This window comes from Pedobacter sp. 01N416 (genome assembly GCF_056399685.1).
The window spans coordinates 1-1,465 of sequence record NZ_JBFTRT010000839.1 but is presented as its reverse complement, the minus strand read 5'-3'; the positions used below and the strand labels follow the sequence as shown (position 1 = coordinate 1,465).

At 39.6% G+C, this 1,465-nt stretch carries 1 protein-coding gene and 1 pseudogene; both read right to left on the bottom strand.

Going from position 1 to position 1,465, the window contains the following annotated elements; translation table 11 throughout:
• Nucleotides 1–685: SusD/RagB family nutrient-binding outer membrane lipoprotein (locus tag AC1DND_RS27700; protein WP_477586051.1), on the bottom strand; the 685-nt coding region annotated here is incomplete at its 3' end.
• A 10-nt stretch (nt 686–695) separates the two neighbouring features.
• Nucleotides 696–1,465: pseudogene (locus AC1DND_RS27695) on the bottom strand (SusC/RagA family TonB-linked outer membrane protein); the annotation flags it as partial.

Here is a 1,465-nt window from a genome sequence, read left to right as displayed (position 1 = left end):
GTATTTCATCTATTACCTGTTTAGCTTTAGCTGGCTCTTTATCTGCAATGCGTAATGCGATACGAAGGCGTAAAGAATTGGCAAACTTTTTCCATAAAGCAATATTGCCGCTATAAATMACATCTCCCCCTATAACTTTTCCTGAAGCTGGATCTAAAGCTGCCTGTGCAGTCTTTAAATCGTTAAGAATACCGTAGTAAACGTCCTTTTGTTTATCGTAAACTGGTGTAACAAACTGTTTGATTTTCCCAGCCTGTGCGTACGGTATATCTCCATAAGCATCGGTAAGTAACAAAAACACCCACGATCTCAGTATCAGGGCTACACCTTTATAATTTGGATTGCCCTGTGCATCGCCCAATTCGATAATTTTATTAAAGCCAGCAATACTTTGCGCATAACCGGTAGACCATAACGAAGTAAAACTACTGTTAGAAAAGATATAACGATCTTCTTCGGTATATTGAACTTTAGCCCATTGTTGTGCAAAAAGCAGACTCGAGTTCATGTTATTGGTTACCCCCCAATACGTATCAGCTGTAGTTTTAGTGGTACCAGTAAGTAAATAATCTGGTTGTGGAATTTCCGGAGCATTCGGATTAATATTTACCTCATCAAGCTCTTTATTACAAGATGAAAATGCAATTGCCAGAATAGCCAGTATATATAGTTTTTTATTTTTCATGATGGTAAGATTAAAATTTAACATTCAGGTTTATACCGTAACTGCGTGTGCTTGGATTAGAAAGACTTTCTAAACCCTGACCGTTACCCGTATTAAAAGCTACTTCCGGATCGATATCTACTGTGTTGCGGTGGATAATCCAAAGATTGCGTCCCACAAGCGATACTGAAACGCCCTGTAAACTTAATGGGCGGAGCCATTTTGATGGCAGGTTGTAACTTAATTTAACCTCACGGAGTTTTACATATGAAGCATCGAATATATTTGCTTCATCAATGTTTCTGAACGATTTATAATATTGTTGCGCAGGCAATACTTTTTCATTGCGTTTACCATCGGCAGTTACGCCATCAAAAACAATCCCATCATCATAAACCGTTACACCTGCCGGAGTGGTTCCGTTTACCCTTACGGTGCTATTTTCCTTTTTATTATCCGGATAATAATATGAGATTCCGCCATATTCTGTTGCTCTTCCAGGAAGTGTAGAAGCCAATACTCCTGTATACGTGCCTGTTGCATAGGTACCATTGTAGATAGAACCACCAATACTCGCATCAACCAATACACCTAAACTTATGCCTTTATACGTGAAGGTATTGTACACCCCGCCAATCCAATCTGGTGTATATTTTCCCAGTACCTGTTTGGTTGGGTTTGTTGCTGGCGCACCTGTAGCGTTTACAATGATATTTCCATTGCCATCTCTTAAAAAGGCGGTTCCGAACAATGATCCATAAGGTTGTCCAACGGTAGCAATAACCTGTGCTGAGTTGGTAG